Raw genomic sequence first — 12,638 nt, 5'->3', positions numbered from 1 at the left:
TGTTGTAATTAAATTTATTAGGCCAGCTCCGCAAGGTTTAATACTTTAGTAAGAGCAGAACAGGCAAAAACCAAGCGTATGTCACCTGACACTTTAACCAATAACGACCAGGAATACATAGAGGGCTTGCTTCATCATACACCGGAAGTTATTGAACACATTTATCAGCGCTTCGCCACCAAAGCAGGCCGTTTTATCCAGCAGAAAGGCGGTAACGTAAAAGACGCCGCCCACATCTTCGAAGAGGCCCTGATGGATATCTACTACTTCGCCAAACGCCACCCGCTGAAAGTAAACACTTTTGAAAATTTCCTGTTACTCCTTTGCAAACGTATCTGGGAACGTGAGCTGGAACGGCGCGGACAGCGCATTCCCGGCCTCGAAGCAGATGAAACCGCTACGCTCTCGCGCGATGACTTACAAGATGTGGAAGATGTGTTGAAAGAAGGAGAGAAAAGAAGATTGGCCTATCACCATTATCTGCAATTAGGAGATGATTGCAAGGGATTGATCCGCTGGTCGCTCACCGACTACCTACAGGAAGATATTGCCGTAGCTACCAAAATACCGATAGCAGAACTGCCTGCACGCCGCGCGTCCTGCTTCCATGAGCTGTTCAAGCGGATCGACAGCAACCTCTCTCCGATGGAGAGCTTCAGCGAAAGCAGCATACAAGAAGCCGACGCTTTCCTCTCCGGCTTCCTCAGCGAAGCCAACAGAAAAGCCTACAGCGCCCGCCTGCAAAGCGATCCCGCTCTCACCACACAGATACGCCGCTTTGACCTCATTCGCAAACTGCTTGCACAAAGGATCTGCACCGACAACAACCGCGACGAACTGCAGCACCTGCTGTTCGGCCACCGCAACGCCTGGTTTTCTGTCAGGGATTCCACGAATATGCCTATACGAAAATTTGTGGTGCTTACCGCCATTATCGCCGCCGGACTGGCCACCCTGCTGTATATCAGCCCATGGCATAAAAATATCTACAGCCAGTTTGCCTCCACGGAAATTCAATCCATAGAAAACGACAGCATGCGCCTCTCTGATGAAATCACCCGGGAATTTAACCGCGGCCATTTCAGCGATGCCTTGCAATTGCTCAATAAAGTGCTGGCCGATCAGCCCAACAACACCTATGCCCGCTACTATCGCGGCGTATGCCTCGTTGATCTCAACCAGCTCGATCCGGCACGCAAAGACCTGCTCACTGTTTTTAATAGTAACAATGACCTGCGTTATGAAGCAGCATTTTATATGGGCCTTAGCTATCTGAAAGAAGGGCGTAAACAGGATTGCCTGGAGTGGTTGCTAAAAATCCCCGAAGGCGCTCCTAACTATCTCAAGGTACAGAAACTGATAGATGAACTCAAAGCTTAGTTCAGGTATTGCTTGTTGCTGTAGTGGATAATGTTCTCTACTTCTCCCTTGATCAGCTCATATACAGGCGCCTTCTCCTGCTTGATCTGCATCAGTTGCTGTAATATCAGGACATAAATCTCTCCCCTGCTACAGCCATCCATCTGGGCTTTAATAATGTTGCGTTTTACCTCTGCACAACCGGTAGCATCCAGTTTCTGGTAAATCGCATACAAGTCGTCCATCCAACTCATACACTAAAGTTTTTGCATAGTCCTTAAAATTAAACATTAACATGATTAATAATATCAATGCGGGAAGATTTAACGATTTGGCAATTTCTGCGGGGCCAGACTTGCATTTTTTTCTCAATTATCAACAGAGACACCCTATTTTTTGACGAAAATCATAACCAGATAAGCGGGTTGCGAACAGGCAGGTTGCGCAGTACCTCAGTCACCTGCGGATCGTGATCCAGTCTGCGCCACAGCTGATAGTAATCCTGCCGATTGAAAGCGGCGGCGCCAAACAACAGAAAGGGTTGCGCCACCGGCCAGTTATCCCAATACATCACATCATGCGGATAAGGCCAGCTATTTTTATCTTTCACAAAAGGATACATCCAGGCGATGCCGCGCTGCATGTTCTGCTGCGCATTCGCCGTATATTCCCAGAGATTATCTTTCGGGGTACTCAATATCTGGCAAAGCGTACTCATTGCATCGAGATTGAACAGCGAGTAGCCGTAAGGTTTAGTACGTTTAAGTTCCAACGGGAAACTGCCGTCAGCAGCCATTTGCGCGGGCAGTAACACCTGTTTGTAACGGTTGATACAAAACTGCCGCAAGGTATCATTGCGGGCGAAAGTGGCAAATTCAGCGACCTGCATCACCCAGCAGGTGCCATGATTGTTGGCGGCATTCATCTCATCCTTCCCATAAGGATGCGTGGTAAGCCATTGCAGGTATAACTCAAACCAGGAGCGGATCGCGGCCAGGTCGGCAGGCGGTATCACACCGGCTTTTTCCATAATACGCAAGGCCTGCACTACTTCCAGCAATTGTATGGTATCGATGATGCCAATACCGCGGCCGGTCGCTTTTCCTTTGATGGCCTGCGCATACAAGAGGCTGGGATTCATGCGGGTGGCGGGATCCACAAACCATGCACGGACGTGCCGCAAAGCGGCTTTCAGGTAAGTCCGATCTTTGCTGGTTATATAACCTGCTGCCAGCGCGCCCATGATACGACTGAAACGTATCATCGCCTCGCGGTGCGCCACGAAATTTTCCGGATTGCTTTGTCCGTCGCGCTGGATATAAGGCCCTTCAGGATTGGCCGGATCGGGCCACCAGTAATCGCCTTCGGAATAAAAGTCGTGCAGGCCGCCGGCGCTGCGGCTGCACTTGAACGCTGTAATCGTTTGTGGCAACTGCTGCACCGCCCAGCTGGCACGCGCCATGATAGCTGGTTTCAGGTCTTTGATCACTTGCTGCTGCCAGCGCGTTTGCGCGCCGGCAGCCAGTGAAAATATCCAGGAGATGAGTAACAAAGCAATGCGCATGATAATCGTTATTTGAGGGTGATCACTTGCCCATCATGGCCCGCCAGCTCTGCGCTATAGCTGCCACTATATTTACCCAATACTTTACCAGTCCAGTAATCCACTACGGTAGCGGGTTTGCTCAGTTTCACTGTCATCTTCCGGGGAGATGATCCCCAGTTGAGCAGCACGATCCTTTCCTCTCCATCTACCTTTATTCTTCCTGTTTCAAAATCAGTATTATCAAATGCGGCAGCATGGCCGGTGGGCGGCACTGCCTTCCTTAAAACGTTTAGCCGTTCGGGTGAGATCTTCGTAAGATCGTCGCCACTCAGGAGCATGCCGCCTGTAGCGTAGATGAGCGCTGCATGGAAGCGGTATTCATTATCGGGCATATCGCCGGTGAGCAAGAGGCAATCGGGATCGTTCCACCACAGGCGGCCGTTCTGCCAGGAGCGGTACAGGTTTTCACGGCCGGAGCGTTCGAAGATGGTCCAGCTGCGTTTGATATCCATAGAGGTACGGGAGCCGTGCACAAGGCCCAGCGAAGGCCACAGTGGCTGGTTACAGCCCAGTATAAATGCATCGCCGGCTCCTTTAAGGATAGCGGCCATCCCCCTGCGGTAGGCTTCTACACGGGTGGCGTTTTTATCATAGAAATAACCGCCATGGATAGCGCCCCAGAAATTGGCGTCCAGCTTGAAATAGGTGACGCCCCAATCGTTGCGCATGGTATGGAACAATGCCTGCAAATGCTGCTGCACCGCGGGATTGGTACCGTCGAGCACATACCAGGGCTTCATGCGCCATCCGCCGAAAGAAACGTTATCACTGCGCAAAGGCTTGCCGTTGGCGTCTTTCACGAGCCAGTCGGGATGTTGTTGGAAGATGGTGGAATTGCTGTCGCAGATGAATGGCGCCACCCAGATAGCCGGCTCAAAGCCTTTATCACGGATCGTATGCAGCACCTGCTGTACATTACCACCGAAGGAATTGCCTACGGAGAGCCAGTCGCCCATATGCGGCTGATAGCCATCATCGATCTGGATATATTTCAGCGAAGGAATATTTTGTTTGATATAATCGAGGTTATCGTAAATATTTTTCGCAGTCACTTTCGGGCCGAAGCAGTACCAGGAACACCAGCCGGTGGGCGGCGCCTTGAAAACCAGCCTTGGATGAAAATGCTGGATGCGATCAGCGAACCTGTTGAGCAGCGCATTGCCATCACGGCCACTGGCCACCATCAGCTCTTCCAGCCTGAACTCCTTGCCGGGAGCCAGTTCCAGGTTCTCCAGGTCGGTGGCTACTTTAATGGTATCTGCGGAGATGTAGAACTTTCCCACAAACCTGTTGCTGGAAGTATATCCGAGCAACAGCTGTGCATCACCTGCGGGATAGAGCCGCAACAGGTTATATACCGCCAGATAGCCCGCTGGTTGCGGAATGCGGTAATGCCCCGCATCAGTGTAATTGCCGAGGTTTTCCGGCTGGCCGATAGTGCCGGCCGTTTGGCTCAACATCTGGAATCCTTCTGCATACATCGGAGTGGTGGCAGGCAATACCTTGCCTACCGCGCCAAGTACCACTTCCTTCAATCTTACCGGCGCACTACCGGTATTGACTATACGAATATCACATAGCTCATTATTCCAGTTGCGGATCACTTTGATGGTGGCGGGAGCAGGAGTGCCATCTTCCTGAAAAACCGCGGCAGCGCTGCTTTTCAGCGCTTTGATAAAACGATCGGCATCGCCGGCGCGGGCGGTCAGCCCGAGTATCAACGTGCATATCAACGACAAAAGCGTTTGTTTATTCATGTGCTGTCAATTGTACTTCAAATAATTTCATTAGCTCATTACCTGTTATTTCCCTTGCCTGTATACTCAAGTCATAAGTTCCTGCCGGCAGGCGAACAGTGCCCGCGGGCTGTAACGCAATGCCCTTAATACTTTCCACTGATCCATCCAATTGCTGATCTCCCACTTTGATCACATATTTACCGCCGCCCGTGCTGGCATATTTCACATTTACCTGCATATTAACGGCAACGGGTACACGTAATTTCCAGCTCAGGGATTGACCGGTGGATTTCCACCCGGATAAAAAGTAGCTGGCCTGTTTACCATCTCCACGCTGAAACCCTTTACCATGCGCGGTAGCATCGTAGGCCAGCAGGTGATTGGTGAGGCCCTGTGTGTCGAGCACGCGCACGGTATCTGCGGCAATATCTTTCATCTCCAATACCACCACATTGTTGATACTATCCGGCGCAACGGCAGGCAGCGTGAGCGCCAGGTCCTTATCATTGATGCGTTTGAAAGACACGGGTTGCTTTCCGGCAAGCAGGTAGGCGCGCGTGATCTTGCCCTCCAAACCGCCCACGTAGAGCGGCCTTTGAGCCGGCCAGGCAAAAACATGCAGGTAAAGCTGCTTGCCCTTGCGGGTCACTTCGCCCCAGGGCTGCGGTGGCAGCGGAGAGGCAGTAGTACCGTAGATGCTTTCGCCATATTGCTGCATCCAGGCGCCAATGCCGTGCAGGATCGCCGTATCTCTCGGGTCGATGCTGCCATCGCCTTCCGGCCCGATGTTCATCAGCAGGTTGCCGCCACGGTCTGCCGCCTTGGCCAGCAAACGGATAAAGAACGATGCGGGCTTATGGCTGCTATCATATTTTGAATATCCATAGGACTCATTGGTAGTGGGAATAGCCTCCCAGTCGCCGGTTACCGGGTAAAACTCCGCGGGCCTGTCGGCTGTATTTTGATAATCCCCGAAAGAAATGCTGCCGCTGCGCGCCAGCCGGCCATTGACCACCACCCGCTGATCCACGTCCCTGATGGCTTTCAGGATGCGGATATTTTCACTCAAAGGCAGCTTGTGCGGCGTATCAAACCAAAGTATATCAGGGTGATATTTACGCAACAGCTCCTGAATCTGTGGAATGGCTTTTTCATTTACATAGCGCACGGCTTTAGGCAGCAACTCGGGATGTACATCATACCAGTTGGCGCCACCATGGAGGTTCTTGTCACCACCGGGATTGTCATAGTCCCAGTCGTTGCCGGGTGCATCCGGGTGCTCCCAATCAAAGGCATGTGAATAATAGAAACCGAAACGGATACCATATTTCTTACAAGCGGCCGATAGCTCTGCCATCGGATCGCGCCTGAACGCTGATTGTTTAATGCTGAAATCGCCGATGGCCGTGGGATACATGGCTACGCCATCATGATGCTTGGCGGTGATCACAAGATAGCGCATGCCGGCGGCTTTGATCATCCGTACCCAGGCATCTGCGTTGAAATGCACCGGATCAAATGTCTGGATCAGGCGGGTAGCATATTCCCTGCGTGGTATCTTTTCCTTGCGCATGAGATGCTCGGCATAGCCTTCTACTTTCTTGCCCTTCCATTCGCCGCCGGGTACGGAATATACGCCCCAATGGATAAAGCAACCAAATTTAGCTTCCCGCCACCAGGCGATGCGCGCATCGTGGCCCTTCATAGAGGCCGTCCACCAGCCGTTCACAGCACTGTCGATCGCCGCCTGGTCGCGCTGCTGCGCGCGTTGCGACAACACGCCGTCATCATCTCCCTTCACTTGTGCAAGAGATAGTCCTGATATAACGGTAAGGCCTATACTAAAAATTAACCCCTTCAATATCTTCATAAACGCTTGATGATATAAGTTTTTCCAGCCTCTGTAGGCAGGTCATATTCATGTATATGCACCAGATCGAGCGATGGCAACAGACTGCTATCTTTTACTTCAATACTAACTGGACCGGCTATACGATAAAACGGGTTGGTATTCACGCCACTGGCGGCATGACTGCCAGCGATCTCCAATGGCTGCCGGGAGCGGATGCGGAGGTTCCCTCCTGCCGTTGACCGGATCACCGCCGTCACCAGTTTACCTTCTTGCCATTCCATATCTACCTCAAATCCGCCTCTTGCTTTCAGCCCTTTCACTTTGCCTTGGGGCCATGCCTTTGGTAAAGCCGGCAACAGGTATAAAGCGCCATCGTGGCTCTGCAACAGCATCTCCGTGATACCGGAAGTAACGCCGAAATTGCCATCGATCTGAAACGGCGGATGCGCATCAAACAGGTTAGGATAAGAACCGCCGCTGTTATCAGCCGTGCTCACATGTTGCGCGGTGGCGAGAAACAGTTGTTTGTTCAACATCGTATAGGCGTGGTCGCCATCTTCCAGGCGCGCCCACCAATTGATCTTCCAGGATTTGGACCATCCGGTGCCGCCATCGCCCCTCAGCAACAAACTGCGTTTCGCCGCAGCAGCCATTACTTCGCTATGGCGCGGCGAGATAAAATATCCGGGGAACAAGCCATAGAGATGGGATACATGGCGATGACTATCTTTCGGATCGTCCCAGTCTTTGTACCATTCCTGCAACTGACCATACTGACCTGCATGGAAAGGATATATCTCTTTCAAGGTTTGCTGCAAACGGGCCACCAGCGCATTATCCACGTGCAATTCGCCGGCCGCGCGGATGGTATTTTCAAACAGGTCGCGGATAATGGAAAGGTCCATGGTAGTGGCGATGCTCACAGAGCCTTCGCGTTTTCCATTCACAAAAAAATTATTTTCCGGTGTGGTAGAAGGGCTTGTTACCCACTGACCTTTGTCGTTTTTAATGAGCCAGTCGAGCATAAATTCCGCAGCGCCTTTGAGATCAGGATACACCTGTTGCAGGAATTTTTTATCGCCGGTAAAAAGATAATGCTCCCAGAGATGGCGGCTCAGCCAGGCCCCGCCCATGGGCCATATCGCCCAGGTGGGCTTGCCGTTGGGATCTTTGAAATCGATGCCGCCGGCGGGATTGGTCATCGCCCAGATATCGGCATTGTGATGCGCCGTCCAGCCATGGGCGCCATAGTTCACGCTCGCTGTTTTGCGGCCATTCTTCGCGAGCTGAGCAACGAAGTTGAACAAGGGCGTAGCGCATTCGGAGAGGTTCGCCGTTTCAGCCGGCCAGTAATTCATTTCAGTGTTGATGTTGATCGTATAGTTCGATCCCCAGGGTGGCTGCAACTCCTTATTCCACAGCCCTTGCAGGTTCATGGCAGGTCCGCCGCTGCGCGAGCCGGCAATCATCAGGTAACGGCCATATTGATACAAGAGAGTGGTGAGCTGCGGATCGCGGTTACCGCCTTTCTCCGTGTACGACAACAAACGCTCATCGGTAGGTTCGCTGGCAGCGCCATCATCGCCGAGGTCCAGCGATACGCGTTTAAAAAGACGCTGATAGTCCTGTAAATGCGCAGCTAACAATTGCGCGTAGGTACTATACCCAGCCCGCTGCAAAGGCGCTGTGGCAGCGGTATGCGGGTCTTTCCCTTCTTTAAATGGCGATTTATCAGGGCCATTATAGCTGGTGCCGATCGACAGCAACAGCACTACTTCTGTAGCTTTGCTCACATGCACGCCGGCAGTATCCGTTTTCACCTTGCCATCTTTGCAACGCGCCTGCAGGTGCACTTCGTAGGCGATGGCATCATCGCCGTAAACAATTTGTTGCGGCTCATAATTGCGGGCTGCCACATATGAAGGACAGCGGCCTTTCATCACCAGGTAGTTGTTATTCACCACTGCGTTCTGATGCGGCATGGGGTTGGCAAAGCGGGTATCGAAGTTCAGCGCGCCAGGCTTCGAAGCCCGGTAGCGCAGGACCAGCAATTGCGCCGGGTAACTGATAAAGGCTTCCCGCGTATAGTCGACACCGTTAGCCGTATAACTTACTTTGCTGATACCGGTATTCAGGTCCAGTTCACGTTGATAATGCGTGGCCTCCTGCGGTGCCTGATCGATGAAAAGGCTGCCCAGCGTGAGATAGCGGGCGCTGTAACGGCCCATCATCTGGCGGGCCATTTTATCAGCCTCCATGTATTTTTCTTCGGCAAGCAACTGACGTATCTGCGGCAGCAACACTTTTGCTTCCGGGTTGTTCCCATCGCGCGGAGCGCCGGACCATAGATAGCCTTCATTGAGTTGTAACTCTTCTTCCTGTACGCCACCGAACACCATCGCGCCGATACGGCCATTACCCAGCGGCAGGGCCTCAACCCATTGTTTGGCCGGCTGCCGGTACCAGAGCTTCAGGAGCGAGTCTGCTGGGGCCGATGCCCGCATTTGCCAAGAGATCAATAACATCGCTCCGGTCAGAAAATATTTTATCATCGTATGAATAAGATTTTTTTATAAAGATGTGAACACCGCCGCCATTCCTTTGGAGGCCACTCCTACCACGCTTTTCCCTTTATTCAGCAATATCTTGATACTAGCCTGGCCATTGGCCAGCTGCACTTTGCGGGAGCCGCCGGCAGTGCCCAGGTCGTCCAGCAGCGCGCCATTGCCGGCAATGGAAAATTCCACCTGGTTAGCCGCATCGAGACATAAAATACCATTGGCATCTACTGCTTTCACTTTTACAAGCGCCGTATCCTTACCGGCTGGAATGCTTTCTACCAGCAGTTTTGCGGGCTTTGTCCATTGTTCGGTCTGGTACTGGCAAGTGATTTCATCGCTCACCGTTACCTTGCCACTACGCGCGATCACTTTGATGTGATTCTCTCCATGTTGCAACGGCGCTTGCCAGCGGAGGCCTGCTGCGGGAAAATCCTGACTATTCCTTTTTCTGACACCGGCGCTCTTGCCGTTCACAAACAGCTCTGCTTCCTGGCAATTGGAGTATACACGAATTTCTTTCTGTTCACCTTCCTTGCCCCAGCGGATGGGCCAGGAGTGGCCATAGATGCGGGCCATAGGCTTCGTGGTCCAGTACGACTGAAACACATAATACAGCTCTTTCGGTGTCAGGTCTCTCGCAACGATACCTTTTTGATTGACATAAGGTACGGGATTTTCCGGGCGCAATGGTGTGGAAAAATCTTTGAATATCCAGTAAGCGCTGCCTGTCAGCTGCGGCATGGTTTCCTGTTCTTTCAGGTGCCAGTCCACCAGGTTGCAGGCATATGTTTCCGACCAGTCACCATCCTTTGATGCGCGGGCATTTCCGCCGCTGAGGGCAAAATCGCCGCTACGTTCGTCAGCGCCTTTGCCGGTGGCCACCTGTTGAATGAATTGCTCCGGCGCCTCTGCATGACGGCCCTGGTGGCTGTCGGCGCCCCATTCTGCATGAAAGAAATGCGGCACTTTGGCAATTTCGTTTTCACTTTCTTTTTTGTATTCTGTGTAGCGACCACGATACCAGCCGGCCCATATGGAAGGAGAATATACATCGGGGATATCTTTGCAGAAGTCGCAGCGGCGGATGGTAGTATAACGCGTGCTATCTGCCCAATGGGCGAGGGTATTGAGTTCCGCCATATACTTGCGTATCTCTTCTTTATTAAACTCCTGGAAATCGCCGGGCCAGTCGTTTTCGTTGCCGAGGCCCCAGAGTATCACAGCAGGATGATTGCGGTGCTGGGCGATCATATTGAGCAGCATACGTTTGCCTTGTTCCTGATAGGTGCTGTCGCCAAGGCCGCCGCGGCACCAGGGAATTTCTTCCCATACCAGTATGCCTAAACTATCGCACAATTGCAATACAAGCGGCGATTGCTGATAATGGCCTAAGCGGATGAAATTGGCGCCCATGGCTTTGATCAGGTACATCTCTTCCCGGATCATGGGTTCAGTCATTGCTGCGCCTACGCCTGCATGATCTTCATGCCGGTGTGTGCCTCTCAGCAGCAAACGTTTGCCATTGAGCAGGAATGGTCCGTGCGCGATAAATTGAAAATGGCGGAAACCTGTATGGCCGCTCCATTCCGCCGTACCAGCCTCGCTGGTGAGGCGGGCCTGTACGGTGTACAACTGTGGTTGATCCGGCGACCACAGAGCGGGTTTCTTGATGGTAAAGCGGGCCACTTTCTTTTCTCCCATACCCAGTTGCAGTGGCTGCTTCAGCGTTTCTATCACTTGCTGGCGCGGGTCCAGCAGGCGTAGTTCCAGCGTGGCCTCCTGGAAGCGCAAAGCATTGATGAAGCTGGCGCTTACGGTGAGCACGCCTTCTTTACCGGCAGCATCGGTTTGCGCTTGCAGGCCCACTGCTTCGAAGGATAGCGGTGGCGTATATACGAGATTTACATAGCGGTATAAGCCGCCATACACATTGAAATCCGACATGCTGGACGGCATCATTTGCAGGTCGCGGGTATTATCGCAACGAATCGCAACAGGCACCTTTCCTTTGAAACGTTTTGCCTCCGGCGTTAGCAGGAATTGCTGCGCCGCTTCGGTGATATCGGCCGTCCATTCGTCATAGCCGCCGGTATGTTCGGCTACTTTTTTCGTATATACGTATACGGTAGTTTTCTGGCCGGCGCCTTCGAAATGCAGCAAGGTACGGCCGTTCTTGTAAGGGTTGTTGATATCGAGTTGAGTGCGGTACCAGCCGGGGCCTTGATAGTAGTTCACATCAGGATCCACTGCATCGCGGCTGTTGAAGCAATGCGGCAGTGTAACGTTTTGCCATAGCGGCACCGATTCCGGACTGCCATCAGCCGCGGGACGCACGGCTTCCCAAATGCCGCCCAGGTCGCCTTTCAAAAAATCCCAGTGTGCTGTGAGCCGCGTGGATTGCTGTGCCAGCAAGGGTTGGCACCATAGCAGCAATATACTCAGCCAAGCGGGGATACCCAATTTTTTCATAACGGGAAATCGTTTTTCCTTTTAATAACGAAAGTTATGCAAACGGTTGCATAACTTTCGTTATTATTTTGTCGAAAATGAATACTTTTTGATCTACCAATATGTCGCCCCTACGGGGCGTATTATAGCGTAACGCATGTTTTATCTACCGAGCTACCGCCCCTACGGGGCTTATCGTAGCGTAACGCATGTTTTATCTACCCTATGGGGCATTATATTGTTAGATAAATTTTAGCCCCGGTAGGGGTGATAGCCCGGTAAACAAAACATGCGTTACGCTACGATAAGCCCCGTAGGGGCGACAGCTCGGTAGAGGCGATATATTCGTATTGCTTCAACCATTGTCAGGGCTTCGCGGTAAATAATACAATCCGATCTACTACATGCGCAGGCCCGTTGGTATTGAGTATCCCGGCAGTACGCACATTGGTGGCCGTAACGGAGTTCAGGAAATCATTGAGCTTTACTGTAGAGTTACGGTCGTTGGTTAGCTTGATCGTCATGATGCTGGCCGGGTTCAGCGTATCGGCGCCTAAGGGCAGCAAGGTGTGCATGGTATCATTCTCGGGACCTATCTTACTGAAGCCGTACTCGCCTTCTGCAATCAGGTACAGCAGCCAGTTCTTCACCTGTTGTTTCGGATACTCCTGCCAGGATTGCGCCGGCCTGAATTTATTCGGGATCACGTTGCCGTTGGCATCTTTATCTGGCACCAGGTATTTTCCCCAGTAACAATCGATGGTGGGTTTCTTCTTGGCATCGAGGCGCAGGATGGCGTCGCGGTGCAGCAAGATGTAGGTACGGCCTGGTTTCGTATATTCTGTGGAATCAATACCGGCGTACTGTATCGCCTGCGCCATGAGATAAAATATAGAATCTTTCCCCGGCACATTGCGGTCGTTGATGTACGACCAGGTGCTCTTGAACGTATGTGGGTCCGCAACATGCGGTTTAAAATTCCATGATTCCTGCGCGTCCAAACCTGCCAGGGAACAGGCGCCCAGCGCGCTGCACAGGATCAGCCAAAAATATTTACCGATTTTCATAACAGC

At 52.2% G+C, this 12,638-nt stretch carries 8 protein-coding genes; 1 reads left to right on the top strand and 7 read right to left on the bottom strand.

Annotated elements, in window-relative coordinates; translation table 11 throughout:
* Nucleotides 1-78: 78 nt before the first annotated feature.
* Complete coding sequence (locus FPG75_RS14620; RefSeq protein WP_143307610.1) at nucleotides 79-1,380, top strand: tetratricopeptide repeat protein; 1,302 nt, start codon at nucleotides 79-81, stop codon at nucleotides 1,378-1,380.
* On the opposite strand, the gene FPG75_RS14615 is transcribed toward FPG75_RS14620, so the two are convergent.
* The 7 genes from FPG75_RS14615 to FPG75_RS14585 form a co-directional block, all read right to left on the bottom strand.
* Nucleotides 1,377-1,613, bottom strand: coding sequence for a hypothetical protein (locus tag FPG75_RS14615; RefSeq protein ID WP_143307609.1), 237 nt, complete (start codon nucleotides 1,611-1,613; stop codon nucleotides 1,377-1,379). The genes FPG75_RS14620 and FPG75_RS14615 overlap by 4 nt on opposite strands.
* Before the next feature lie 152 nt (nucleotides 1,614-1,765).
* Nucleotides 1,766-2,923: an alginate lyase family protein gene (locus FPG75_RS14610; protein ID WP_143307608.1), complete on the bottom strand. Its 1,158-nt coding sequence runs from the start codon at nucleotides 2,921-2,923 to the stop codon at nucleotides 1,766-1,768.
* An 8-nt stretch (nucleotides 2,924-2,931) separates the two neighbouring features.
* A complete protein-coding gene (locus FPG75_RS14605) occupies nucleotides 2,932-4,722 on the bottom strand; it encodes a glycoside hydrolase family 36 protein (protein WP_143307607.1) in 1,791 nt (596 codons plus the stop codon).
* Nucleotides 4,715-6,574, bottom strand: a complete 1,860-nt coding sequence (locus FPG75_RS14600; protein WP_143307606.1) for an alpha-L-fucosidase — start codon at nucleotides 6,572-6,574, stop codon at nucleotides 4,715-4,717. Before FPG75_RS14600 ends, FPG75_RS14605 begins: the two co-directional genes overlap by 8 nt.
* Nucleotides 6,571-9,060, bottom strand: coding sequence for a glycoside hydrolase family 95 protein (locus tag FPG75_RS14595; RefSeq protein WP_161597038.1), 2,490 nt, complete (start codon nucleotides 9,058-9,060; stop codon nucleotides 6,571-6,573). The genes FPG75_RS14600 and FPG75_RS14595 overlap by 4 nt, the downstream gene beginning before the upstream one ends.
* Before the next feature lie 66 nt (nucleotides 9,061-9,126).
* The gene (locus FPG75_RS14590) at nucleotides 9,127-11,586 is read right to left on the bottom strand and encodes a glycoside hydrolase family 2 TIM barrel-domain containing protein (protein WP_143307604.1); all 2,460 of its coding nucleotides are present in this window, start codon (nucleotides 11,584-11,586) and stop codon (nucleotides 9,127-9,129) included.
* A 344-nt stretch (nucleotides 11,587-11,930) separates the two neighbouring features.
* Nucleotides 11,931-12,632: a hypothetical protein gene (locus FPG75_RS14585; RefSeq protein WP_143307603.1), complete on the bottom strand. Its 702-nt coding sequence runs from the start codon at nucleotides 12,630-12,632 to the stop codon at nucleotides 11,931-11,933.
* Between the last annotated feature and the right edge of the window lie 6 nt (nucleotides 12,633-12,638).

This window comes from Chitinophaga vietnamensis (assembly GCF_902167635.1).
Lineage (GTDB): Bacteria > Bacteroidota > Bacteroidia > Chitinophagales > Chitinophagaceae > Chitinophaga > Chitinophaga vietnamensis.
Note: the sequence above shows the minus strand (reverse complement) of the source record. Positions and strands in the feature narration are given on the sequence as shown.